The following is a 25,046-nucleotide window of genomic DNA, read 5'->3' on the forward strand; positions in this document are numbered from 1 at the left end:
CATGTGCGGAATTGTCGGCATCTTTCTTGATCAAAAAGCTGCCGATCCGCGCCAACTCGCGGCGATAGAAGCGATGACCACGACCCTGCACCATCGTGGACCCGATGCCAGCGGCACGTGGATCGACGCGGATAGCGGTATAGCCCTCGGTCATCGCCGACTCTCGGTCGTCGATCTGTCGGAGGCCGGCAAACAACCGTTGCTGTCTCACGGCAAAGGTCTGGCCATGACTTTCAACGGCGAGGTCTACAATTTTGAGGAGCTACGACTAAAGCTGGAGGAAGCTGGTTGTCATTTCAGAGGTCACAGCGACAGCGAGGTCATGCTCGCTGCGTTCGAGAATTTTGGCATCGCATCTGCACTGACGCAGTTTTCCGGGATGTTTGCTCTGGGTGTCTGGGATCGCAAGGACCGAATTCTGCATTTAATTCGCGATCGCATCGGAAAGAAACCTCTGTACATCGCGATCGTCCGCGGCGGCATTGTCTTCGCGTCTGAGCTCAAGGCTATTCTGGCTTACCCCGGCTTCAAGCCAACGGTCGATCGCAACGCCATCGCCATGGTGTTGCGGCACGGCTTCGTTCCCGATCATTGCTGCATCTGGGAGGGCGTTTTCAAGCTGCCGCCCGGTACAATGCTCTCCGTGACCGCCGATGATCTGAAAAATGGCAGCGTCTCCTATCTGCGCCAACGAGTCCAACGCTGGTGGTCTCTCGCCACGATCGCACAAGAGGGCCAGCAAAACCCGATCACAAGGGATCAATCCGATCTCGAAACCGAACTCGATCAACTGCTGCGAACCGTCGTGCAACAGCGGATGAGAGCTGACGTGCCATTCGGCGTATTCCTCTCTGGAGGTGTCGACAGTTCAATTATTGCCGCACTGATGCAGGCGCAATCGCAACAACCGATTCGCTCGTTCACGATCGGCTTTGCCGAATCCAACTACGATGAGGCGCGACATGCCTCGCTGGTAGCGCGGCACTTCGGCACAAAGCACACGGAGTTCCGGGTCACGCCCAAAGAAGCGCTCGCCGTCATTCCGGATATTCCGCACGTTTGGGACGAGCCGTTCGCCGACGAATCGCAAATTCCGACACTGCTTCTTTCCCGGCTAGCGAAGGAGCATGTCACGGTCGCGCTGTCAGGCGATGGAGGTGACGAGTGCTTTGGTGGCTACTCTCGCCATGTCATGATGGCGCGTCTGGCGCCTTTCTTCCAGCTTCCGGCGAAGCTGCGCCAGATGACCGTCTCGGCGTTCCGCGTGCTGAGCACGGAAAGCTGGGAGAGCATGCTCCGCGGCTTGCCCCTCCCCGAAGATCTGCGCGCGACCTTAACCGCGGAAAATCTGGAAAAACTCGGCCGAGTCCTCAACGCGAGGGACGATCACGAACTCTACCATCGGCTCATGACGTTCGGCTGTGGATGGCAATCGACTTCACCCGGACTAGTCGGAATCGAGGATATTCCCAATCTGCCCGATGCGGCAGCCAGCCTCATCTACTGCGACATGGCCAGCTACCTCGTCGGCGACATTCTCGTGAAACTCGACAGAGCCACCATGGCGGCAGGTCTCGAGGCGCGCAGCCCGTTCCTCGATCATCGCGTGATTGAATTTTCGTGGCGCTTGCCGACGTCCCTGAAGATTCGCGGCGGGCAAGGTAAATGGCTGTTGCGGCAGGTTCTGCGCCGCTACCTTCCGGAGTACCTCTTCGAGCGGCCGAAGCAAGGCTTCAATGTGCCGATCGGCCCTTGGCTCCGCGGCCCGTTACGCGACTGGGCCCAGGGATTGCTCGATATGCACCGCATTCGGAACGATGGCTTTCTCAATTCTCGAAGCGTCCAGGCATGCTGGCAGGAGCACCTGACTGGCCGGCGCGACCAGTCGCGCTATCTGTGGTCGGTTCTGATGATTCAATCATGGCTCGATGCGAACTGCAAAACAGGTATGTCACTGCCTGCTCCCGACAACGCCGGAACCAAATGTCTTGTGGAGATTGAGTCATGAACTGGACGCGCATAGACATGGACGCAGCCCACAAGATAGCTCCTGCATTCAGGCCGTTGCCAAACGTGTACAACGCCGGATACGCGCATCCCGGCGATGAACGACCCGCTCCAGGACTTTACCTTGCGCAATTGCTTGATACCCTGCGGCGCCGCCGGAAGCTCATTCTGACGATTGCCACCTGCGGTACGCTGCTGGCAACCGTGGTTGCGTTGTTGGTTGCGCCGAAATACACCGCCGCAGCTCAGATCATCGTTACCCCAGTTCAGAGCGCCAGCGGACCACCTGCCTCGCCGGCATCGGATGAATCGGCCGTTGATACGCAGGTCAAGGTGCTAACATCGCACGATCACCTGCAGCGGATTGTCGAAGTCTTGCTGGCAGATCCGGAATTCCTCGCGATAGCGAAACGAGCCGGGGCCGCGGCAATGACGGCATCCCCGAACAAACCCTCCAGATCTGTAGCTACCGAAGCCGGGACATCCTGGTTGGGCGAACTTAATCGCCGCCTTCACATCTGGGTGGGAATGCTCTTCAGAGACAGGCACGGAGCGCCTCTCGATGTCGAGGATCTTGAACGGCGTCTGAAGGTTGCTCAGGAAGGCCGCTCCCGCGTGATTACCGTCAGATATACGTCGCAGAATCCCGAAGAAGCGGCCATCGTCGCGAACAAGACCATACAATTGTACATTGACGGCCAAAGCGAACAGCAGTCGAAATACACTTCTCATGAACTTGCGCAGCTTCGTGAACGGATTACCGAAGCGCGAAACGATGTCGTGCAGAATACTGCCGCCGTCCAGAAGGTCGCCCAGGAACAGACCCAGGCCTCGCAGAATCAGGGCCGCGATGGAACGCGGGAGATCAACACCCGTCTTCGCGCACTTGAGCGCGAAGCAGCGGCAAGCGCGTTGACCTATTCCAAGCTCCAGAGGCGCGAGAAGGAAATCCTCGACCAGCGAGACGGGATGGGATCAACTATCCGAATCGTTTCTCTTGCCACTCCGCCGGAGCAGCCAAGCTCCCACAATCCCATTCTCTTCATTCTGCCGATCCTGATCATTCTGCTGATCGGCGGAAGTATCATCGCCGTGATCGCGGAGCAGGGCGACAGAGGACTGCGCAGCGAGCGCGACATTAATGATGCGCTCGGGATATCCTGCGTTCGTCTTGTGCCGCGGCTGCCTGGCATCGGAGACATGAAGCCCCATCAATATATGCTGACGGAGCCCTTCTCCGCGTACACAGAGACAATCCGCTCGGTTGTCAGCGAATTGTGGTTGGCCTCGTCCCGGAGCGCGCCAAGGACGGTGCTGATCAGTTCAAGCGTGCCTGGAGAGGGAAAGACCACGGCCGCCGTAAGTATCGCCGTCTGCGCCGCATCGCTCGGACGACGGGTGCTGCTGATCGACCTCGACTTCAAGCGGCCATCCGTCGCGCGTGAACTCGGCGGCAATGCGGAGCGGGAAATCTTCGATATCCTTCTGCGCAACCAGTCTCCGACAGAGGTCATTACGCATATTCCGGATCTTGGAATCGATTATCTTGCGATGTTCACATCTCCGCTTGACGCCTTGCCGATTCTTTCCGGCCAGAAACTGCCGCTCCTGCTGCGTCAACTGAGCGAAAATTACGACAGCGTCATTATTGACGGACCACCTCTTCTCGGGATCGTCGAATCCCGGTTGCTGGCTCTGATGGCGGACAAGGTTCTCTTCGTGGTGAAGTGGGGTAGCACGAGACGCGAGGTCGCGCAGAACGCGATGAGCTTGCTGCGCAGCCCGGATGGTCTCACCAGGGACGTCGATATCCCCATCGTTCTTCTGACGCAGGTCGATCTGCAAGCGCACGCAGACTATCGCTATGGCGATGTCGGTGAGGCTCTCGTGAAATACGAAAATTACTACTCGCACTCGGTTCGGTCCTGACTGCAACAAAGGTGGTTTGCCATCGTGAAACCCATCGCTGCCAGCGAACGCCGTTGAAGCCGGAGTGCCTCGACCATGAGACAGATAGATATCCAGAGAGAGCTTAAAGTAACTGCACCACCGCGCACGGAAAGCTCCGTCTCCCTCGTCTTGTTGGCTGTTCTTCATGATTTCCACCGGACAGAAATATCTTACTGCTTCTGGAAAAGCAGCAGGAGCATTCATTCCGTCCTGACCGGTGAAGGTGATCTTGACCTTCTCATCGCACGAAAAGATCAGCACCGTTGCGAGATCATCCTGCTCGAACGCGGCTTGAAGCTCTTTCCGTCGGTTCCCAGCCGGGATGATCCGGCAGTCCTAAGTTTTCTCGGTTATGATAATTTGACTGGCCGACTGGTGCATATTCACTTGCACTTCTGCCTGGTGGTCGGCGAGCGATTACTCAAGAATTACCGCCTCCCGTGGGAAGAAGTGATCCTCGCACGCGCCATTCAGCATCCGTCACTCCCCATCAAGATGCTCGATCCGGCAAGCGAGGCGTTACTGCTGATCATTCGCTGTTGCCTGGAACTGCGGCGCCGCGATCCGGTCACACTGTGGCATTGGACCTCCACAACACGAAAATTTGCCTTGGATCGCGAGATACTCGCGGCTCATCTCGATCGCAAAGCCCTCCACCATCTGGCCTCAAGCCTCATGAATCGGCATCTCGCGACGGAAATCGTTGAGGTCTACGACGATAAACCGCTGGCAGATCGGCACGCACTGAGACATCACATAGAAAAATTTCTTGCACCTTACCGCGCTTACGGAACGGTTGAGGCACGCTTGCGAGCAGCCGGCCGCGCGGTTCGCTGGATCGCCGGTGGTCTTAACAAGCGGTTCTTTCACTTGCCCCGGCCATGGAACCGACGTGCGCCTGGCGGCGGTGCCGTCGTGGCAATCGTCGGCGTCGATGGCAGCGGCAAGTCTACTGCCGTGGCCGCAATCAGGGCGTGGCTGGGCTCGGAGATCGACGTCGTTCCCATATACTTCGGCACCGGGGACGGCAGACCGTCACTGCTTCTGCGTCCTTTCAAGATGATGATGCCTCCGATCGCACGCATCCTCCGATCGCGTCCCAGGGGATCTTCGCATGGCAAGATTTCGAACCGAGCACCGGGCTTTCTCTACGGCTCGCTTCTCACTGTCTGGGCGATCGTTGTCGCTCGGGAAAAGCTAAGCAAACTGTTGGCTGCGCGACGCGGAGCCAACAGGGGACTGATCGTTCTGACGGATCGATACCCCCAGAACGAAATCCCCGCCTTCAACGACGGCCCTCTCCTCAACCGTCTTCCTGGTGCTCCGCGATGGATTCGCCGTCTGGAAGGTTCTGCCTACGCCCTCGCGCATCGCCTGCCGCCGGATCTCGTCATCAAACTGCAGGTCACGCCGAAAACGGCAGAGACGCGCGAGCCAAACATGAACCCGGCGGTCATTCGCGAACGCATAGACGTACTACAACACCTGAACTTCGGGGCCAGGCGTGTCGTGACTGTGAATGCCGAACAACCGCTGCCTGAAGTGATACGCCTGATCAAATCCGAGATCTGGAATCTTTTGTAGACCTGTTTTTCGGGGAAACTGGAGCATGATTATCGAGATCTTCGGTCCCCAAGGTGTCGGCAAAACGACTTTCGCCCGCGCACTTGCTGCTCAATTGCAGGAACAGGGTCACATCGTTGATCTTGTTCTCAGCTACCGGCCTGCCGAACGTGTGCGACCAGATCCGCGCAAACATCCTGCGCCCGCCCGATCAGCAGCCGTAGCTATCCGCCTGGCCCGGCCGATCATTGAGTTGCTGACAATGATGCTCCACCCGTTCGCCTATTCGAACGACGTCAATAGGGTTGCGAACCTGCTGAGAGCCCTGCCGCCGAAAAACTTTCTTTCGTCGATCCGATTGAGCCAGTACATCCTTCGCCTCTCCCGCTCCTGGCATCTTGCTTCCGAGTCAGACCATATCACATTGTTCGATCAAGCCTTCGTCCAGGCCGTGTGCTCGCTCGCGCTATTTGGCCGATCGGTCGACGAAACACTGATCGCGCACGCGCTCGACGTCATCCCGAAACCCGATGTGCTGATCCAGCTCGATGCGCCTCCGGAGATCCTGGCAATCCGTCTTCGCGACCGACAGCGCCTCCAGGGCTTGGTAGAACGCATGCTTGAGATCGATCCTAAAACGAATATCGAAGGCAAACCGATTTTCGAACAGTTGTACAATCTTCTTCGAAAACGGGCGCAGGCCGTAACCTGCGTCTGCTCATCCGATCCGAATTCACTTGCCGATGCGGTGAACAGAGTCGCAGAACAGGTGAGAACGATGCTCCGCGCGCGACATCAGAAGCACCGCGCAATTTCGGAGAACTTCTTCGGTGAGGGTCTACCGCATGTTTGACAAAGTACTCGGCAGCGGCTCTGTCAGACGCGTCACCCTCGGGGGAATGACCGCGCTCGCGGTTTATGTCGTTGGCGCTGGGTTAACAGCCTGCTCACAATTCCTGATAGCGAGAATCGTCGGGGTGGATACATTCGGAATCTACTCTTACGTTCTCGCCTGGATCACGGTTCTTGCTTATTTCTCGGCGCTTGGCTTCGATATTGCGCTTCTACGCTTTGTGTCCGCTTACCGCGCCAGTCAGGCGTGGGGTCTGCTTCGTGGCGTTATCCAGTATTCGGAGCGACGCATGATGATCGCCGGCACCCTCGTCGTCGCGGTCGGCGCGATCGCGGTTGCGATTTCGGCCAACGAAATAACTCCGGAGCTGAGAAATACTTTTCTGGCGGGATTCACTCTGGTGCCGGTCTGGGCCCTGTTGTGGCTTCGAAGCTCAATCGTGCGGGCGTTTGGCGGAGTCCTGTCGGCTGTTGTTCCGGATCGAATGGTACGGGACGGCACTCTGATATCCATCATCGCGCTCTTGAGCTGGGGGCTGAAATGGCACCTCGACGCCCCCTTGATCATGATGGCAACACTTGCCAGCACGGCCGCGGCTCTCGTCATGGCAAGCCTGGCCGTGCGGCGGCTACATCCTTCCGAAATTGACGGCGTCTTACCAGACTACAATATTCCGGCCTGGCGAAAGATCATTCTACCTCTCATGGCAATTACCGCGACAGAAGCTCTACTGAATCGTTGCGGCGTGCTAGTGCTCGGCTGGACCGGATCTACTAAGGATGCAGGCATCTACGCCCTTATATTTAGCATTTCATTCCTGGTGGCTCTGCCGAGAACCGCTGCCAACACCTTACTAGCGCCCACCATCTCGGATCTGTTTGTCAGGAAGCAACACCACTCGCTACAAATCCTGATCACTAGGATCGCATTGTGGACGCTGTGCGGAGCCGCTATCAGTGCGCTGGCGCTTTCCGCTATGGCTGCGCCGCTTCTCGCCTGGTTTGGTCGGGATTATGAGACCGGAGCCCCCGCGTTGCACATACTCCTTGCAGGCCAGGTCATTGCCGCGAGTTGCGGATCACAACTATCGATTATGACCATGACGGGATGCGAGCGTGGAGCTGCGCTTCTTCTCATACTGAGCGCTCTATTCAACCTTCTTCTCAGTGCCGTTCTCGTTTACCCGTTAGGACTAACGGGTGCGGCAATCTCGACAACGGTTACACTCGTTGTCTGGAATATAGCGATGGCAATTTTTATCTGGCATTACATGCGATTACTGCCGGGTCCGATCTTCATGCTTCAATCGATGTTCAGGACGAAGACGATTATTCGCACGACGCGTGGCAGTCCCACGATCTGACCGGAACTGATGCGCGACTGCGCCGGCCGCACGCGAAGAGTCGCCTAGCGAGACCTGTGGATTAATGTTCGTATCGAATTAGCTAACCCTTTTACGGCTCAATCAACACGCCCTTCGGAAGTGTTAGGGAATGCTTAGCGATTTCGCCGGCGGTTGTAATCCAGATATCGTCTCGATGCTTGGCAACATGATCCAAGGCACGCCGAAGCCTGCGCGCGCGATGGGGTTGACCCATCACAAAGGTATGCAATGCAACACAATAGACGAGCGGATACTTTTTTGAATCTTCGAGCTGTTGGTCAAATGCATCAATCAAGAGAGATGCAAATTCTTCATCACTTACTTTGCGATTGAAAATCGCCGGAAGATCGTTGAGCTCCATCGACGGATAAGGCACGCTGAGAATTGGACCGTTATCCGTTCGAAACAGCTGTGGCTGCTCATCAAAGAACCAATCCAGCATGTACCGAAACCCATTTTCAACCAGAAGTTCGGGAGTTTTTGCGCTTTGCGAGATGAAGGGACCGAGCCAACCCCGCGGTGCCGCACCTTCTTCCCTTGTAAATTTTTCGCAAACCTCACGAAGCATCTCTCGCTCCTGATCCTCTGTCATATCGACTTGGCGCTCGGAGTTCGTACGACCGTGACCGACAAATTCATCCTTTCGCTCGCGAAACGCGGCAAGCAACTCAGGATAAGCATCATAAACCGCTGCATTGGTGAGAATTGACAGCGGTATATTCAACTCGTTGAACATGTCTAAAAGACGCCATGCTCCAACACGGTTTCCATAGTCGCGATAGGCGTAGCCACGATGAAACGGTGCGCTCGGCATCGTCGTAAAATCGGGACCTGGATTTCGGCCGAATTCGAAAGCTTCAATGTTAATCGCAAAGTAAACTGCCAACCGCTTGCCATTTGGCCACTCGTAAACCGGGCGTTTTGGAATAGGAACGAAGGGGTAACGGTTCATTTTTGTTTCGAACTTGGTCATGCATCTCTCTGATAGGTTTGATGGACGTAAATCACAGTCGCTAGCTTACTCAGCGAATGCTGCTTCTCTTTTCGCTCGCAGCGCGGGGAGCAGCAGCGACATGATCAACAACAGGGTTGCTAAGAACAGCGCTAAGCTGATTTTGCTATGGACTAAAATGGCGGGATCCCCGCCCGAAAGCAGCAGAGAACGGCGCAAATTCTCTTCCAGCAAAGGCGCGAGGATGAATCCCAGCAACAACGGCGCAGGCTCGCAATCCAACTTGCGTAAAATGTACCCAACAAGGGCAAATCCGGCCATCAGCACGACATCGAAGGCCTGCAAATTGACGCTAAACACCCCGACGCAACAGATCAGCAGAATAGCTGGAAAGAGCCGCCTGTAAGGAACGAGCACCAGCCGCGCCCAGAGGCCCACCAAGGGAAGATTGATAACGAGGAGCATGAGATTGCCAATCCACATGCTCGCGACAACCGTCCAGAACAGTTGCGCCTGTTCCTCGATAACTTTCGGCCCTGGGATAATACCCTTCACCGTCATGAGACCAAGCATAAGCGCCATGACGGAATTGGCTGGAATGCCCAACGTCAGCAGCGGAATAAAGGACATCTGAGCGCCCGCGTTATTCGCCGATTCAGGTCCGGCCACACCCGCTATAGCTCCGTGTCCGAATTTTGAGGGATCTTTCGCAACTCGCTTTTCAAGCGCGTAACTCGCGAATGACGCAAGAATAGCGCCTCCCCCAGGCAAGATTCCCAGAACTGATCCGATTCCTGTACCGCGCAGCATGGCCGGCCACGACTCGCGCAACTCCTCGCCACTAGGGAGTATTTTGTTTAGCTTGGTCGTGACAAGCCTACGCGTTTCAGGCTTCTCGAGCGCCAAGATTACCTCTGAGATTCCAAACAGTCCCATTGCAATTATGGTGAAGTCGATGCCATCGGCTAGTTGCAGAAAGCCAAACGTAAACCGCTGCGCATCCGAACTCACATCAGTACCAACCAGGCCGAGGAATAGGCCCAGAAATATCATGGCGATCGATTTCAGTAACGAACCGTTGGCCAACACGACGGCGGCCACAAGTCCGAGGACCATCAAGGCAAAATATTCTGGCGCACCGAACTTCTGCGCGAACGCCGCAAGCGGAGGGCTCAGCAACGCGATGAAAACAGTCGCTACAGTTCCGGCAAAGAACGAGCCGATGGCGGCTATTGCGAGCGCTGTCCCAGCTTTGCCTCGCCGGGCCATCTGATGACCGTCCAGTGCCGTCACCACCGACGATGCTTCACCCGGAAGGTTAATCAGGATGGACGTCGTGGAGCCGCCGTACTGAGCGCCGTAATAGATGCCAGCTAACATGATGAAAGCAGCGTCGGCTGGCAACTGATAGGTGATGGGCAACAGAATTGCGAGCGTTGCGGTCGGACCCAAGCCAGGCAGAACACCGATCAGAGTTCCAATCAGAACGCCGACGAAGCAGTAAAAAAGATTTGCAAGCGACAACGCCGAAGCCAGTCCGTTCAGAAGATTGAGACCTAGCTCCATGGCAACACCGGCAGTCTAGGAAGAAGATCGATGCGTACGCCGATGCCATACACAAAGACTAATGCGACCCCGATGATAAGAACGCCGGCGAGAAGCAGCGTCTCCATGATGCTATTGCCTTTAACCGCCTGAGCGCCGCACACAAGCAACGCCAGGCTTGAAAAGATCAGCCCCGCTGGCTTTACCAAGACAGCAAACAGCAATATGCCGATCAGGACGCTAAACAGCGGCCGCGTATTCCAGTGATCCGCGTTTATCGAAAGGCTCTCCGTTCGGAGGGTAGCAGCAAAGCCTTTTGCAGCGATAACAAGCCCAAAAAGCGCCATTCCGCTTCCGATCATGAGCGGCACATACCCCGGCCCCATACGGCCGGCAGTTCCAATCTTATAATTCAGGCTTAACGCGATCGCCGCTAACCCCAGAGTCGCAAACAAGATTCCCGCCAGGACATCTTTGTTGAGGAACAACTTTCTGGTCATTTATCTGCCCATCGCTCAGTTGCTGTCGGCCTTAAGGCCCGCCTCTCTGACGATCTTGCCAATGACTTCAAAATCACTTCTTACGAACGCTGAGAATTCGTCGGCCGTGAACGCACCCGGTGTAGCGCCACTGTCGATAATGCGCTTCTTAAATTCAGGCATCTCGGCCATCTTCCGCAGTTCTGTATTTATTTTTTCAACGATTGGTTTCGGCGTTTTAGCTGGGGCGAAGAGACCGAACCATGATCGCATTTCGTAACCTGGCACTCCCTGCTGAGCGATTGGCGCAACATCGGGGATGAGATCTTGGCGATTGGTGGTCGTTACTCCCAAAGGTCGCACTGTGCCTGCCTTGATTTGGCTGATCACCGAAATGGTGTTCGCGAACATCGATTGAACTTCGCCGACCGCGACCGCATTTGCCGCCAAAGCGGAGCCTCGGTATGGGATGCTCAGAAGATTGACGCCTGCCCTTTCTTTGAACAGTTCACCGGCAATGCTCATTGAGGTTCCTGAGCCGGCGTGGCTGAAGGTAACTTTTCCGGGGTTGGCTTTTGCGTAAGCGACGAATTCTTGAACCGTTTTCACAGGCAGGTTTGGATTAACGACTAGGACATTTCCGAGCATCGCAATCAGCGCGATTGGTTCGAAGTCCTTCAAAACATCGAACTTCAGGCTCGTGAACAGATGCGGGTTGGTTGCGTGCGTCGCCTGCCCGCCCATCAGCAATGTGTAGCCATCCGGCTCCGCGTTCGCGACTGTCTGCGAGCCGAGAATCGCCTGGCCGCCGGGAATGTTCTCAATGATAAATTGCTGTCCGAGCGCTTTCGTCAGATGTTCTGCAGCCATGCGACCGTAAAGATCGTACACGCCACCAGGAGGAAACGGCACAATGATCCTTACAAGTTTGCTGGGATAGTCCGCGCCAAGAGCGCTTGGCGAAAAAAGCGCAATAGCAAAGAAAACCGTCAGACGTCCAATCTTTGACCAAATTGAATAAAGCATAACGCCTCCAAACTGTGCCTGCTTACTGCTGACACGCAGCCGAACCCAACTTGACTAAAAGGCTAGTTCAAGATATTTAATTTTGCAAACTAAAAATATGCACAAAATTTTGCCGCTTAGCACAAAGGACGATCATGAGACCGTGGGACCCCTTTATCTCCGCCGAAGAAAAGCGCGCCTACGAAGCGGCTGGTTTCGGTCGATCGGCTGGCCTTGGAAAGCGCCCGGCGCTACTTATCATCGACGTTCAGTATCGAACTACTGGTACGCAACCGCTGCCCTTCTGGAGGGCGGTGGAGGAGTTTCCAACATCCTGTGGCGATGTCGCTTGGGAGGCAGTCCATCAAATACAAACCGTCTTGACCTTGTTTCGCGACAAGGGATGGCCGGTCCTTTATCCGCATGTCGCACCGAAAACGGCGAACGACGGCGGGCGACTGGCCGGCAAAGTGCCCGCCATTATGTCAATTCCGCTCCAGGGCTATCAATTTGTGAAAGAAGTGGCACCGGTTGAACAAGACATACTAATTCCGAAGAAGCATCCTAGTGCCTTTTTTGGAACAACGCTTGTCAGCCATCTTGTAGATCTCAAGGTCGACACTCTAGTCATGACCGGCTGCACGACATCAGGATGCATCAGGAGCAGCGTCGTCGACGCATTTTCCTATAACTTTCATGTCGCAATTCCTGAAGAGTGTGTCTACGACCGCAGTACGACAACCCATGCCGTGAACCTTTTCGATATGTCGCAGAAGTATGCAGAAGTTTTGCCAACCGCGACACTGCTTTCACAGCTCGCCAATCTCCAAGGTGATGACGAAGATGCGGGATGATTTCGAATATGGTTCGGCAGGCATCATCGGCATTGCTCCACCGCAATCGAATCCAACCGTCGAGCCAGAAATGGCAACGCTTATCCCGGCGGATGTTACGATGGTCACGACCCGTCTGCGCGGTGACATGAACGACGCCCGAAAGAGATTCGGTGAGTATCTCACAAACCTTGGAGATAGCCTTGAAGGATATGGGGCGATCAAATTGGGGGCCTTTGGCTTCGCCTGTACGGCAACCACCTATCTGCGTGGTGAACCTGAAGCGAACCGCGAATTTGATCGGCTGTCCAAGCGTTTTGGATATCCCATAATCTCTTCAGCTCAAGCGATCCGTATGGCTCTCAAAGAACTGGGAGCAACCCGCATCGCGATATTCGGCCCCTACCCGGATTGGCTGCAGAACGCGTCATTCAATTTTTGGACAGAGTGCGGCTTTGATCTTGTTTCGAAGGGCGGAGTCGATCTCGGGACTGGCGATACCCTGGGAATCTACCGATTGCGGACGAGCAGTATCGTTGAAGCTGTCAGTAAGATGGACTGGAGCAAAGCCGACGCAATCGTTTTGACCGGGACTGGCGCGCCTACCCTCACAGCAATTCCTGAAATTTCGGCGCGATCGGGAAAACCGGTATTTTCTTCAAACCTTTGTCTCGCATGGGCACTTTTGCGTGCGATCGGGCACCCGTCAGCGCTGCCTGTCAGGGAGGACAAAAGCATGTTAATCAAGGATTGGGCAGCCCGACTAAATTACAGATGATTCGAAAGACAGCGCTATATGGGCGCACAAGGTAGTCAGTCCATGAAATCCAAAGAACCCAAGCAATCGTTACGCGCAAAACCGAGGACTACCGGATCGAAGGAAACTTTGCTTCCGCCGACCATTTCGCGCGCAGCTCTGATGCTTGACGGTTCTGACGCGCTCGTACGCCGGATTACGCATTTGCACTACGTGCTATCGGGGATGCTCGAGAATATTCGTGGCGGATTTGCATCGCTGATCGGCGTCTCCTCATTCCAGTATGTGCTGATGCAGGCGCTTGGACGGCTTCAGACGGACACGAACTGGACCGTGCGTTCGGTCGCACGCGAGATGCGCATGACCGACGCATACGTCAGTACGGAAATTAGTAGCCTCGAAGCCCAAGGGTTTTTAGCAAAGGTAACCAACCCAAATGACAGGCGAATGAGCTTTCTGGCTCTGACAACAAAAGGACGCGAAGCGCTCTCAATGATCGCTCCGGTCCAGACGATTGTGAACGACACGCTGTACGGACACCTGGATCGGAAAAGCGCAGCCTCGTACGCTGATGAGCTGGATACCCTACTTTCGCAGGCTGAAAAGGCTAGCGCAGTACTCGATCAAATTGCAGCCGCCCAGCGGCTGGCAGTCTTGGGAAACGTCCCTCGCCCACGCCGCCGAAGACGCAGTCCCGGGGGAGCATAATAAGTACGCTTGACAGCTTCGTACTCGTTTATTATTTAGTTTAGATAAATAACTAATGGGTGACTTATGCTTCGGTCTGGCAAGGATTATCTTCGCTCGCTTCAGGATGGTCGGAAAGTCTATCTCGGAAATAAGCTGGTTGACGATGTCACAACGCACCCCGGCTTTCGAAACTCTGCGAAGAGCTTTGCTCATCTTTTTGATCTAAAGCGGGACGCGTCCCATACAGATAGCCTTTCCTTTGAATCTGAGGGCGATCGCCACAGCTTCTACTATTTACAGCCACGAAACACGCGCGATCTTCAGTTCCGGATGAAGGGTCACAAGCTGTGGGCCGATGCGAGTTACGGTCTCTTCGGCCGGTCCCCCGATCACGTCGCTTCATTCATAACCGGCATGACCTGCCGGCCTGAAGTCTTTGACGTCGCCGATCACGGTTTCAAGAACAGGCTATTGGATTACTATCGGTACATCCGGGACAATGATCTTTACGTGAGTTACGCCACTCATCCACCTCAGGGGGCCCGCAATTATTCATCGGATTCGAAGGCGCATTTCTTTAAATCGCCTGCCCTGCATGTTGAGTCCACAGATAGCGAAGGGATCACGCTCCACGGGATGAAGACCCTCGCAACAGGCGGTGCTTTTTGCGACGAGGTCTGGATCGGGAACTTGACCCCACTTGCCCCGGATCGCGTGAAAGAAGCCGTTACATGTGCAATTCCCGTCAACTCACCTGGTCTTTCGCTTTGGTCGCGCAGGTCCATGGAAGAAGCCGCAGCGAACGACTTCGATTACCCTCTGTCTTCACGATTCGACGAGAGTGACTGCATGCTTGTGTGCGAGCATGTCAAAGTACCTTGGTCCCGCGTGTTCACCATCGGGAACGTTGATCTTAGTCGTGCCATTTATATGGAAACCGGTGGCCACTACTTCGGCAATCACCAGTCAAACGTTCGATTCTGGTCAAAACTTCAATTGATTATCGGCTTGGCAAATAAGATTGCGAAGTCTGCCGGCGTGCGGGGAATTCCCGCCGTTCAGGACACGCTGGGCAAGCTGGCCGCAATGGAAGCCACCATTGCCGGGCTAGTCCATGGTCAAATTGCTGACTACCAGCCGCTTGGCGATGGCTATGTTGTCGTGAACCAACGGTATATGTACGCGGCGTTAAGCTGGTGTCAGGACAACTACGGCCCGATTTGCGCAATGGTGCGTGAGCTCATGGGCGGCGCCATCTTCCAGATGCCCGCTGATATTTCCATCATCGAGAGCGAGAAGCTCAACGACATCTTCGAGACCTATTGGGCGACGGAGAACGAGACAGCCCTCGACCGAATGAAGCTGTACAAGCTTGCTTGGGATCTGCTCGCCTCGGAGTTTGGCGCCAGGCACGTGCAGTACGAAAATTTCTACGCTGGCCCCCCGTTCCTTGTGCGGGCACACAGCATGAGGCTGGCTCCATGGCAAACCTTTGACACGACCGTCGATGACCTAATGGCGAGCTACGGACCCAAGTCGCCCTCTCAAGCCGCAGCGGAATAGAGAATGTCGGGGGACGCTCTCTTACCCACCACTTTCGATACACGGGCCTTTCGCAACGCGCTCGGGTGCTTTCCGACTGGCGTGGCGGTCATAACGGCGAGACCTGAGGGCCAATCGCCGGTAGGGCTTACGATTAGTTCGTTCGCTTCGGTGTCGCTTGATCCACCGCTCGTTCTTTGGAGTCTTCGCCGTGATGCCCCCAGCAAGGATGCGATCCTTAAAGCCGATCATTTCGTAGTCAACGTGCTAGACGAGGACCAACTTGACCTCGCTCACCGCTTTGCAAAGCCAGCACATGACAAGTTTAATGGTGTGAAGATTGCCGCGAATAGCTGGGGTGCACCATACATAGCTGACTGTATTGCCCGATTCGAATGCAGAATTTTAAGCTGCTTCGATGGCGGCGATCATGTGATATTTCTGGGAAGGGTAGAGCACTTCAATCACTCGGCGGGAACGCCGCTGGTCTTTTGCCGCGGAATGTTTGCGTCGTTGCACGGGTCAAAATAGTTTGGAGGTAAGTAGTTGAAGCGGTTCTCAGCCTGCTGAAAGCCCTTTGAGAAATTCATAGTGTAATTGGAATTAACGGTGCGCTATCATTCAGACTCAGGGGGAAATGTCATGAGTTTGAAGGGTGCCGGAAACGGCTTGTTATCTTCATTGACCGTGTATGAGCTGCTGCTCCGCGGAGCTGAAGGCGAGCCAAATTGGACCGGTGTCATCAGTTCACGCGCAATCCTGGGCGGACTCCATCACCACTACGCCCGTGTCTAGGTTTTCGGTACACACAATGGTCACGATGTCCCGCGATCCAACGATCGCCCGGCCTGTCGCGCCTCAAGCATCGCGCTCTTCCTGTATTCAGGCCGGCCAGTGACTTCTTCTCCTATCCACTCCGGAAGCGAAACTTCTTGGTCCATGCGATCGAGTTCGACTTCGGCGAGAACTACGCCGACCAACAGACCGTCATAGATATCGATTTCCCACTCTATGTCATCGAAGGGCACATGGTAACGGGTTTTCTCAAGGACGTTGGAGCCGCAATGTAACGCCAGCATTTCTTCCGCGTCGTCGCGCGGGATTTCGTATTCGAACTCCGCGCGCTGGCCCTGCCGCTGCCTGGACTTCACCGTAAGGGTCGCACGGTTCTCATAGAGCCGGACCCGGACCTTTCGGCCGTCGCTTGCCGCCAGTATTCCATCACGGAGATGCTCGCTTCGAGCGACCCGACGGCGCCACGTATCGTTCTTGACCAGAAACTTACGTTCGATTTCCTGCGCCATCGACATCCCAAACTCAACAGCGGTCCAGCTAATCTGATTGCACAACGGAACTTCCGTGTCTACATCATGGCACCGCGTCGGAGCGTTGCCACGCCTCTATGGGCCGCCCCGTTATTCGATTCGCAAAACGGCGGCGGCGAATCCCTGATCTAACCGAGCCTAGGGCCCTAATTTGGGTTGTCCAACTGGCTCGCGGGCGGGCTTCGCCTGATCCCTGCCCTCTCCTGCAAACCGCCGATGAGTCCACTCGCGCATGCTCTCGAATACGACATAGAGCATGGGAATAAGAAAGAGGCCGATCACTGTCGCCGCGATCATACCAGTGAAGACGGGTGTGCTTACCGCGTGCCGCGCGATCTGGGAGGCGCCCTTCGCCCAGACCAACGGCACGAGCCCGAGAATGAACGCGAAAGACGTCATGAGTACCGCACGGAAGCGCATTTCTGCGCCTCGGGCTGCCGCGTCAACGATGCCGTGCCCCTGCTCTCGCTGCTCTTTGGCGAATTCAACGATCAGAATAGCGTTCTTGGCCGCCAGCGCGATCAACACCACAAGGCCGATTTGCGCGTAGAGATCGAGCGTAAGTTTGGCCACGAGGATTCCGCCGATGGCACCAAGAACACCGACGACCACGGAGAGCAGCACTGGTATTGGAATGACCCAGCTTTCATAGAGAGCGACTAGGAACAGGAACGCAAACAACAGCGCCATGCCAAGCACGATTGTGGTCTGACCCGCTGCCCCCTGCTCCTGGTAGGCCGTGCCGGTCCATTCGAAGGCGTAGCCAGCCGGCAGCGTCTTCGCCGACACTTCCGCCATCGCGGTCAGCGCCGTTCCCGTCGCGACGCCGGGAGCCGGGCTGCCATTGATCGTGACCGACTGGTAATTATTGTAACGCGTGATGACTTGCGGCCCGGTGATTGTCCGCGCGGTGGCGATCGATTGGAGCGGCACCATCGTGCCCTTTGCATTGCGAATGTAGATCTTCCAAAGCGCGGAAATGTCGCGACGGTCTGCCGCCTCGCCTTGCAGGTTCACTTGCCATGTACGGCCAAACAAATTGAAGTTGTTTATGAAGTAGCCGCCGAGCGTGGACTGCAGGGTGGTGAAGACATCGCTGAGGGTCACACCCAGCGCCTGCGCCTTCTCTCGATCGATGTCGAGGAAAATTGATGGGGCGCTGGCCCCATACGTCGAGAAAACGCGCGACAGGCGCGCATCCTGATTGGCTGCCGCTATAAGCCCTTGAACGACGCTGCCCATGACCTTGGGATCAGCGCCTGCAAGGTTCTCCAACTGATATTCGAAGCCGCCGGTCGTCGACAGGCCGACCACTGGAGGAAGATTGAACGGGAGTACATTTGCCGTGCGTATCTGCTGCGACGCGTTGAACACCTTGGCGATCAGCGCCTGAGCGGTATCTGCTGCTGCAGTTCGATCCTCGAAAGGCTTTAGTATGGCGATCAGAAAAGCATTGTTGCTCGCCGAATAGCCGTCGAGCAAGGAGAAGCCGATAATCGCCATAGTGTCCTGCACCTGCGGCATAGATTTCAAGATGCTCTCGACCTGACGCACGGTTTCGCTGGTCCGGTTAACCGATGCGCCGTCCGGCAATTGAACGTTGATGAAGAACGCGCCCTGATCTTCCTCGGGCAGGAAACCCGTCGGGGTGACCTTCATGAGACCGAAGATACCGAATCCGAATGCCGCAACAAGCACGACGGAAACGATAGACAGCCGCAAGGTCTTGCGCACGATGGTAGCATAGCCTCCACGAACCTTATCGATCCCCCCACTGATGCGCCCCATGATGCCGCGCCGAGGGGAATGTCGGAGAAACACCGCACACAGGGCTGGCGATAACGTGAGCGCATTGATGGCGGAAATGAGCACCGATGCGCTGATCGTCACCGCAAACTGGCGGAACAGTTCGCCCGAAATCCCTGAAATAAAAGCGATGGGAACGAAGACGGCGAGCAGCACGAGCGTGATACCAACGATCGGCGCGGTCACCTGCGCCATGGCTTTCTTGGCCGCATCCACTGGGGAAAGTTCCGGCTCCTCTTCCATCACTCGCTCGACGTTCTCAACAACGACGATCGCATCGTCCACCACGATACCGACTGCGAGTACCAGCGCCAGTAGCGAGACCGTATTGGCTGAATAGCCTAATGTCAGAAGAATGACGAAAGTACCGACGAGACTGACGGGGATTGCAATGATCGGGATGATCGTCGCACGCAAATTCCCGAGAAAGACAAACACGACGATCGCGACGAGAACGAACGCCTCGATCAGGGCGGTGATAACCGCGCTGATCGTGTCCGTGACAAAGATGGTAGAATCGTGAACCACACGCGCCTTCAGTCCTTCCGGGAAACGGGCGCGCAACTTGTCGAGCGTTACGTTGATGGCCTTGGACACGGTGATGGCATTCGCGCCAGGGGCGAGATAGATGCCGACGGCGACCGACGGGTTTCCGTTCAAACGACTGAACGTATCCTCATTCTGTGCCCCGAGTTCAACGCGGGCGACATCCTGCACCTTCAGCACCGAGCCATCCTGGTTGGCGCGAATGACAATCGCGCCGAATTCCTCCGGTGTGGCCAGACGGCCCTGGGTCTGCAGGTTGAGCTGGAATTGCTGGTCGTCCGGCACCGGGCGAGCGCCAAGACGCCCGACGGGAGCCTGAACGTTTTGAGCCCGGACCGCCGCGATTACATCCGATGGCGCAAGTCCAAGGCTCGTAAGCTTCGACGTATCGAACCAGATCCGCATCGAATAGTCTTCGCGCGCGAAGAGGCTGGCCTGGCCGACCCCCGGCGTGCGCGACAGTTCGTCCATGACGTTGATGATAGCGTAGTTCGTTATGAATAGCGGATCGAGTTTACCGTCCTCGTTATACAGCGCGATGAACTGAAGGATCGACGAAGACCGCTTCTGGACCGTCAATCCCTGAACCTGAACTTCGGTCGGCAGGGAAGCCAGGGCCGTCTGGACGCGGTTGTTGACGTTGACAGTGTTGATGTCCGGATCCGTACCGAGGGCGAAGCTGACGGTGAGACTGTAACTTCCATCGGCGCCGCTACTGCTCTTCATGTAAAGCATCTTATCGACGCCGATGACCTTGGATTCCAGCGGCTGCGCTACAGTAGATTCCAGAACTGAAGCGGACGCGCCTGGATAAACCGCAGATACCTGAACCTGCGGTGGCACGATGTCGGGAAGTTGCGCGACCGGAATGCGCGATAAAGCGAGCAGTCCCGCAAGCGATATGACGATCGCGATGACGATCGCCAATCTCGGACGGTCGATGAAGGTTGAAGAAATCATGCCCTCACCTCGCGCCGCGAGCTGTTGGCGACGCTGGTCCGGGCGCCACGACGAGGTTTGGACGCACCCGCTGGATGCCTTCGACTACGACCTGCTCGCCGGGCTTTAGGCCCTCGGTCACGGCCGCGATGTCCGGTGTCGACTGCCCTAGTTTGACGCGACGCTGCTCGGCGACATTCTTGTCGCTGACGACAAAGAGATAGTCGCCCTGTTGATCGGAAAGCAACGCGGATCGCGGGACGGCCAACACTTTGAGCGGCTCAACCGCTTCCAGCAGAACGGTGACAAACTCTGCGTCGGACAATTCGTAAAGCTTGCTGCTCCCCACCGTCTGGATAACGGGATTGGAGATCGTGCCGCGCAGGGTGATGGTGTCGGTATCCTGCGCGACGCCGATATCGACGAAATCCAGCTTTCCGGTCGAACTGTAAAGTTCGCCGGTCGGCAGGCGCAGACGAATTTTGACGGCGTCGAAGCCGCCCTTGTCAGCGTAGCGGTCCCTTAGTTCAAGAACGCGACGCACCGAGACAGGAAAGGTCACATACATGGGATCTGGACTGACAATCGTCGCCAGCGTTCCGCTGGTGGGGCTGACAACGTTACCGATCGTGATCGAGGTTCGGCCAATGCGGCCGTCGATCGGCGATTTTATTTCTGTGTAACCGAGATTGATCTGCGATTGATGGAGTTGCGCTTGCGCAGCCTTTACCTGCGCTACCGCCGTGCGCTGCGTCGCCAGCGCGCTGTCGACCGCGACCTGCGTACCGGAGTTTTTCTGCAACAGGTCCTGCGCGCGAGAGAGCGTGAGATTGGCGTTCTCCAGTTGAGCCTGAGCCTGAGCAACGGCCGCTTCTTTAGCCTCGACGTCGGCCTCGAACGGAGCGCGCTCCAGCCGGTACAGAAGCTGTCCCTTCTTGACGTCCGCGCCTTCTACAAAAAGCCGCTCGTTCATGAACGCCGTCACGCGCGCGACCAGATCAACGCGATCCCGAGCCTGAATGCGACCGTTAATTTCCGTGCTTTCCGTCATCGGCCGAAACTCAGCCTTGACTACACCTACCGCCGGCGGCCCGCCGGGGGGCACTTGCGCCATCGCCGGCGCCACAAACAAAAGTGTTCCCATGATTGTGACAGTACGAAGCGACGGGGACGCGCGCATGGCAAGCTTCCTTTTAGTCGGCGACGAATAATCACGGGGAACAACTAAGACCCGCGCCAAATCTAATCACGAGTAGAGGGATTGCCCAATAGCATTGTGTGTACCGAAAATCTAAACTCGCACGTAATGGTGATGAAGGCTGTCAAGGATAGAATGCGATTTGATGCTTCCGGTCGGCTGAACTGGGCGAGAGACCGGCGCGTCTTTATCCAGTAACCGATGCGTTCTGATGTCGTTGTAATAGCGTGCGTACGATCACAGAATCTGGCGCAGATGCGCCGCAATTTTGCGCCTATTCAGAATAAAGCTACGAAGTTACATATTATTGAAATTACCGTATGATATCAGGAGACAGCGAACTTTTGAACGGCCCGCTGTCTCCTCCAATCTGCGTAGCAGTTGTCTTAAGCCGACCTAACGGGAGCGGCTGCTACCGCCGGACGGGCGCGGACCTCCCGCAACAGAAGCAGGCCCAGCACACCGACCACCGCTGAGATGGCGACGTAGTAGACCGGGCTCATCTTGTCGCCGGTGATGGCGATCAGCCAAGTGATGGCAAACGGCGCCAGTCCGCCGAACAACGCCACGCCAACGTTGTAGATCATCCCCACGCCGGTCGAACGGACCCCAACCGGAAACAGATCCATCAGCAGCACTGGTGTCGGTCCCCAGATGAAGGCCATCACGAGCGACGTCGCCATTTGGGCGAGAATTAACCGGCTGAGCGATGGCTCCGCGAGGAGGTGGTGCACCGTCAGCCACACCACAACCGCATAAATGACTACCGCCGGCAGAACCACCACCCGGCGGCCGATGCGATCGGAAAGGCTGCCTGCGAGGGGGCAGAAAACGACGATCAGCGCCGTCGACAGCACAGACGAGAGCTGCGCGCCGCTCATCGGTATTCCAAGTTGCCGAACAGCATAGATCGGGATGTAAAGCAGCATCACGTAGTAGGAAACCGTGCCCATCACCACGATGCAGAAGCCGACCACGAGTTCGCGCAGATGCTTTGTGAAAAGCTCGGCGAGAGGCGTATTCGCCGACTTGTGCTTGGATTGCAGATAGCGCTGAAACTCGGGCGTTTCATCGATGTTGGAGCGAAGCCAGTAGCCGAACGGGCCGATCAATATGCCAAGGATGAACGGAACCCGCCAACCCCAGCTTTCCAGCGCCGCGGGCGACGCATAGGTGGTGGCGAGATACGCCAGAAGCGCGCCGACCGTGAAGCCAAGCGCCTGTGATACCATCTGAAAGCTGCCGTAGTAGCCGCGGCGGCTCTCCGGCGAATACTCGACCAGCATCGCGGTGGCGTTGGAGAATTCGCCGCCAACGGAGATGCCCTGGATCAACCTTGCGACTACCATGAGCAGCGGTGCTGCAATGCCGATCGCAGCGTAGGTCGGCAACAAGCCGATCATACCGGTGCCGATCGCCATCATGATGATCATCAGCGTCAATGCACGTTTGCGGCCCAGCCGATCAGCATAAAGCCCGAACAGGACACCGCTCAGCGGACGCACCGCAAACGCGACCGCGAATGTCGCAAACGTCAGCAGCATCGAGTTGACGTCGTTGCTGGCCGGAAAGAACAGTTTTGAAATGATCGGTGCAAACATGCCGAAGATCGCGTAGTCGAACCATTCGAAGGCGTTGCCCAATGTCGATGCGACCACCACGCGGCGACGCATCGCCGACGTGGCATCGTCCGAAGCGAGATCTCTTGATCCAGTGCTGCCTTGGATACCCATTGCTTCCCCCAATTTTATGTTTTGTAGATCAGTCCCTATTCAGCCTATCGTAGGCAATCTGCACGAACATCGCGCCGCCGATCGGCATGATCGCATCGTCGAAAATATACTCGGGGTGGTGGCAGTTCTGGCCACTCTGCCCGACGAAGAAGTAAGCCCCCGGCCGCTCCTGCAACATGAAAGAGAAATCTTCCGACGCCATCACCGGCGTGATGTCGGCGACCAGATTGTCCGGCCCGACGACGAGCCGCGCCGCCCGTTCGACCACCGCGGATTGTTCGGCGTGATTGACCGTCGGCGGACAGCCGGGCCCGATATCGCAAGCGATCTTGATGCCAAAACAGTTGGCAACCCCGTCGCAGATCTCGCGAACGCGACGCAGCAACAGCGCCCGGCCATCTTTCGACATCGAGCGGATCGTGCCCTCCAGCACCACCAGATCGGGAATCACATTGGCAGCCGTGCCGCCGTGCATGGTGCCGATGGTCACGACCCCGGAATCCATGGCGTTGAGCGAGCGGCTGACGATGGTCTGCAACAAGCCGACGAGTTCGCAAGCGGCGACGATCGGATCGATGCCCTGATGCGGTTGCGCCCCATGTGCACCAACACCGTGCACCTCGATCCGCAGCGGATCGCAACCTGACAGGATCGCACCGGCGCGAATGCCAATCTTGCCAGGCGTCATCAGCGGGTTGTTGTGCAGGCCATAGACTTCGCTGACCGGCGCATGGGTGAACAGGCCGTCAGCGATCATCGCCGGCCCGCCGCGCAAGGTTTCCTCGGCAGGCTGGAAGATAAAATAGACTGTGCCGGCGAAATCCGGATGCTCGGAAAGATATTTGGCTGCACCCAGCAAGGTCGAGGTGTGCCCGTCATGCCCGCAACCGTGGAACGCGTCCGGCCGAGTTGAGCGATACGGCACGTCCGCGCGCCCGGTCATCGGCAAGGCGTCCATATCGGCGCGAAAGCCAATAGCGTTGTTACCCGGTCGGCGGCCGCGCAGCGTCCCGATCACGCCGGTGCCGCCTATACCAGTGCGGACCTCGATGCCCCAACTGGTGAGCAGTTCGGCAACCTTCGCTGCGGTGCGGGTTTCTTGGAATCCGATTTCCGGATAGGTGTGGAAATCATGGCGCCAGCTCGCCAACAACGGCAGTTCGCGCTGCAGGTATTCAAGAGCACCCATCCCCGCCCCATCGACATGTTGCGCGCCAGAAGCCGATAGGCTTCAAGGAACCAAAGGCTTCCACGCGACGGATTTGGCCATCAAGGCCGCACCCGCTTGTTCGGAGCCAATCACGATTAGTTGGTATTTACAACAATATTGTTTGACAACAATACGGGCCAGGACCGGCCCGCGAACGAGGGACCCATGCGGCGAGAAAAGGTCGAGCGCCACTTAACTTATAGGATGGACACTCTGAGCAGCAGCGCGATCGACATGGCCAACGAAGTCTATGTCCGGTGCTGCGGCCTCAATGTGCGCGAGCTGCGCATCCTGCGTCTCACCGACGACAACCCGGGCATCACCTTCAGCGATCTCGCGGCGGAGACCAGGTTCGAGCGAAGCCTGACATCGCGCCTGCTGTCGAAGCTCATCAAGGACGGACTAATCCGGCGAACGATCGGAAAGAAAGACGCGAGGCAATTCAATCTGCACACCACCGCAAAAGGACGCGAGATGTGCGGAAAGGCCACGCAGATCGCTGGCGAAGTAGAGGAGCACTTTCTAACACCGTTGTCCGCGGTGGAGCGCGAAACCCTGGATTCCTGCATCCAGAAACTGACTGAATGGGTGGACGGCGGCGGCAAGGATGTGATCGGGCAACTCGTCCCGTCGAAACGCCGAGGTTCGACTAACAAGGTTTGATGGCGCGAGCTTTCCTGAGACTTGGAGTCTGAGTCATCTGGATAGAATCGATCGGGGATCCCCCGG

20 protein-coding genes are annotated in these 25,046 nt (G+C 56.5%); 11 read left to right on the forward strand and 9 right to left on the reverse strand.

Annotation, left to right across the window (positions count from 1 at the left end; translation table 11 throughout):
- Position 1: 1 nt before the first annotated feature.
- From asnB to AC1RKJ_RS08480, 5 genes are all read left to right on the forward strand, one after another.
- Positions 2-2,008 carry an asparagine synthase (glutamine-hydrolyzing) gene (gene asnB, locus AC1RKJ_RS08460; RefSeq protein WP_492790625.1) on the forward strand — a complete coding sequence of 669 codons (2,007 nt, stop codon included), beginning with the start codon at positions 2-4 and terminating at the stop codon, positions 2,006-2,008.
- Positions 2,005-3,936 (forward strand): AAA family ATPase, encoded by a 1,932-nt coding sequence (locus tag AC1RKJ_RS08465; protein ID WP_492790626.1) that lies wholly within the window; start codon positions 2,005-2,007, stop codon positions 3,934-3,936. The genes asnB and AC1RKJ_RS08465 overlap by 4 nt, the downstream gene beginning before the upstream one ends.
- A gap of 75 nt (positions 3,937-4,011) precedes the next feature.
- Positions 4,012-5,541 (forward strand): nucleoside/nucleotide kinase family protein, encoded by a 1,530-nt coding sequence (locus AC1RKJ_RS08470; protein ID WP_492790627.1) that lies wholly within the window; start codon positions 4,012-4,014, stop codon positions 5,539-5,541.
- A gap of 25 nt (positions 5,542-5,566) precedes the next feature.
- Entirely contained in the window at positions 5,567-6,373 is an 807-nt protein-coding gene (locus tag AC1RKJ_RS08475) for a nucleoside/nucleotide kinase family protein (protein WP_492790628.1), read from the forward strand.
- Entirely contained in the window at positions 6,366-7,736 is a 1,371-nt protein-coding gene (locus AC1RKJ_RS08480) for a lipopolysaccharide biosynthesis protein (protein ID WP_492790629.1), read from the forward strand. The genes AC1RKJ_RS08475 and AC1RKJ_RS08480 overlap by 8 nt, the downstream gene beginning before the upstream one ends.
- Before the next feature lie 91 nt (positions 7,737-7,827).
- Here the strand turns inward: AC1RKJ_RS08480 and AC1RKJ_RS08485 are convergent, their stop codons facing one another.
- Genes AC1RKJ_RS08485 through AC1RKJ_RS08500 form a run of 4 tightly spaced genes read right to left on the reverse strand, consistent with a single transcriptional unit; the run spans position 7,828 to position 11,759 of the window.
- Positions 7,828-8,730 carry a polysaccharide deacetylase family protein gene (locus AC1RKJ_RS08485; protein WP_492790630.1) on the reverse strand — a complete coding sequence of 301 codons (903 nt, stop codon included), beginning with the start codon at positions 8,728-8,730 and terminating at the stop codon, positions 7,828-7,830.
- A gap of 45 nt (positions 8,731-8,775) precedes the next feature.
- Entirely contained in the window at positions 8,776-10,275 is a 1,500-nt protein-coding gene (locus AC1RKJ_RS08490) for a tripartite tricarboxylate transporter permease (protein WP_492790631.1), read from the reverse strand.
- Complete coding sequence (locus AC1RKJ_RS08495) at positions 10,266-10,754, reverse strand: tripartite tricarboxylate transporter TctB family protein (protein ID WP_492790632.1); 489 nt, start codon at positions 10,752-10,754, stop codon at positions 10,266-10,268. The genes AC1RKJ_RS08490 and AC1RKJ_RS08495 overlap by 10 nt, the downstream gene beginning before the upstream one ends.
- A 15-nt stretch (positions 10,755-10,769) precedes the next feature.
- On the reverse strand, positions 10,770-11,759 hold the full coding sequence (locus AC1RKJ_RS08500; protein ID WP_492790633.1) for a Bug family tripartite tricarboxylate transporter substrate binding protein: 990 nt from the start codon (positions 11,757-11,759) through the stop codon (positions 10,770-10,772).
- Positions 11,760-11,893: 134 nt separating this feature from the next.
- On the opposite strand from AC1RKJ_RS08500, the gene AC1RKJ_RS08505 reads away from it, so the two are divergent.
- From AC1RKJ_RS08505 to AC1RKJ_RS08525, 5 genes are all read left to right on the forward strand, one after another.
- On the forward strand, positions 11,894-12,592 hold the full coding sequence (locus AC1RKJ_RS08505) for an isochorismatase family protein (RefSeq protein ID WP_492790634.1): 699 nt from the start codon (positions 11,894-11,896) through the stop codon (positions 12,590-12,592).
- The gene (locus tag AC1RKJ_RS08510) at positions 12,582-13,349 is read left to right on the forward strand and encodes a maleate cis-trans isomerase family protein (RefSeq protein ID WP_492790635.1); all 768 of its coding nucleotides are present in this window, start codon (positions 12,582-12,584) and stop codon (positions 13,347-13,349) included. Before AC1RKJ_RS08505 ends, AC1RKJ_RS08510 begins: the two co-directional genes overlap by 11 nt.
- Positions 13,350-13,391: 42 nt before the next feature.
- The gene (locus AC1RKJ_RS08515) at positions 13,392-14,036 is read left to right on the forward strand and encodes a MarR family winged helix-turn-helix transcriptional regulator (protein WP_492790637.1); all 645 of its coding nucleotides are present in this window, start codon (positions 13,392-13,394) and stop codon (positions 14,034-14,036) included.
- A 66-nt stretch (positions 14,037-14,102) separates the two neighbouring features.
- Positions 14,103-15,581, forward strand: a complete 1,479-nt coding sequence (locus AC1RKJ_RS08520; RefSeq protein WP_492790638.1) for a 4-hydroxyphenylacetate 3-hydroxylase family protein — start codon at positions 14,103-14,105, stop codon at positions 15,579-15,581.
- A gap of 3 nt (positions 15,582-15,584) precedes the next feature.
- Positions 15,585-16,091 carry a flavin reductase family protein gene (locus AC1RKJ_RS08525; protein WP_492790639.1) on the forward strand — a complete coding sequence of 169 codons (507 nt, stop codon included), beginning with the start codon at positions 15,585-15,587 and terminating at the stop codon, positions 16,089-16,091.
- Between the two features lie 284 nt (positions 16,092-16,375).
- Here the strand turns inward: AC1RKJ_RS08525 and AC1RKJ_RS08530 are convergent, their stop codons facing one another.
- The 5 genes from AC1RKJ_RS08530 to AC1RKJ_RS08550 all read right to left on the reverse strand — a co-directional run bounded on the left by AC1RKJ_RS08530 (position 16,376) and on the right by AC1RKJ_RS08550 (position 24,296).
- Positions 16,376-16,864 carry a CYTH domain-containing protein gene (locus tag AC1RKJ_RS08530; RefSeq protein WP_492790640.1) on the reverse strand — a complete coding sequence of 163 codons (489 nt, stop codon included), beginning with the start codon at positions 16,862-16,864 and terminating at the stop codon, positions 16,376-16,378.
- Between the two features lie 159 nt (positions 16,865-17,023).
- Positions 17,024-20,197 carry an efflux RND transporter permease subunit gene (locus AC1RKJ_RS08535; protein WP_492790641.1) on the reverse strand — a complete coding sequence of 1,058 codons (3,174 nt, stop codon included), beginning with the start codon at positions 20,195-20,197 and terminating at the stop codon, positions 17,024-17,026.
- Positions 20,198-20,201: 4 nt separating this feature from the next.
- Positions 20,202-21,356: an efflux RND transporter periplasmic adaptor subunit gene (locus tag AC1RKJ_RS08540; RefSeq protein WP_492792682.1), complete on the reverse strand. Its 1,155-nt coding sequence runs from the start codon at positions 21,354-21,356 to the stop codon at positions 20,202-20,204.
- Between the two features lie 404 nt (positions 21,357-21,760).
- On the reverse strand, positions 21,761-23,107 hold the full coding sequence (locus AC1RKJ_RS08545) for an MFS transporter (protein WP_492790642.1): 1,347 nt from the start codon (positions 23,105-23,107) through the stop codon (positions 21,761-21,763).
- 28 nt (positions 23,108-23,135) lie between these two features.
- On the reverse strand, positions 23,136-24,296 hold the full coding sequence (locus AC1RKJ_RS08550; protein WP_492790643.1) for an amidohydrolase: 1,161 nt from the start codon (positions 24,294-24,296) through the stop codon (positions 23,136-23,138).
- A gap of 225 nt (positions 24,297-24,521) precedes the next feature.
- On the opposite strand from AC1RKJ_RS08550, the gene AC1RKJ_RS08555 reads away from it, so the two are divergent.
- Positions 24,522-24,980: a MarR family winged helix-turn-helix transcriptional regulator gene (locus tag AC1RKJ_RS08555; RefSeq protein ID WP_492790644.1), complete on the forward strand. Its 459-nt coding sequence runs from the start codon at positions 24,522-24,524 to the stop codon at positions 24,978-24,980.
- The last annotated feature ends 66 nt before the right edge of the window (positions 24,981-25,046 follow it).

Source organism: Afipia sp. GW822-FHT04G07 (genome assembly GCF_058800765.1).